This is a genomic window from Desulfobulbus alkaliphilus (genome assembly GCF_016918545.1).
GTDB classification, from domain to species: domain Bacteria; phylum Desulfobacterota; class Desulfobulbia; order Desulfobulbales; family Desulfobulbaceae; genus Desulfobulbus; species Desulfobulbus alkaliphilus.
Genome location: NZ_JAFFQC010000427.1, coordinates 1 through 388, shown reverse-complemented (window position 1 = coordinate 388; position 388 = coordinate 1). Strand labels below are relative to the sequence as shown.

Here is a 388-nt window from a genome sequence, read left to right as displayed (position 1 = left end):
GGGCGGCGAGACGCGCATCTTCTGTTGTCAGGGCGCGGACGACGGCGTTTCAGCAAGCGTGGACGCCCTGCCGGCGGGGCGTAGCCGCATGCCGACACTTATCGAACGGCTGCGCGCCTTTCGACCTGATGTGATCGAACATCATCAGCAGGTGAAACAGGCGCTGGCCGTGCAGCAGGCCCTGCGCGAGACGCCCCACCTTCTCTATCGCCACAACGCCCTGCGCCCGCCGCGCCACCCAATCGACCGATGGCGTTATCGGGCGCGTTATGAGCGCCTAGACGCCCTGGTCTTCGTGAGCGTGGCGGAGCGCGACGCCTTCGTGCGCACCTTCCCCGATCTGCACGACCGGGCGTTCGCGGTGTCCAACCCCATCGAGGCCGGCGCC

1 protein-coding gene is annotated in these 388 nt (G+C 68.0%); it reads left to right on the top strand.

Annotated elements, in window-relative coordinates; genetic code table 11:
• Positions 1-388, top strand: a 388-nt coding sequence (locus tag JWG43_RS21200) for a glycosyltransferase (protein ID WP_205244501.1), incomplete at both ends; no start/stop codon positions are given.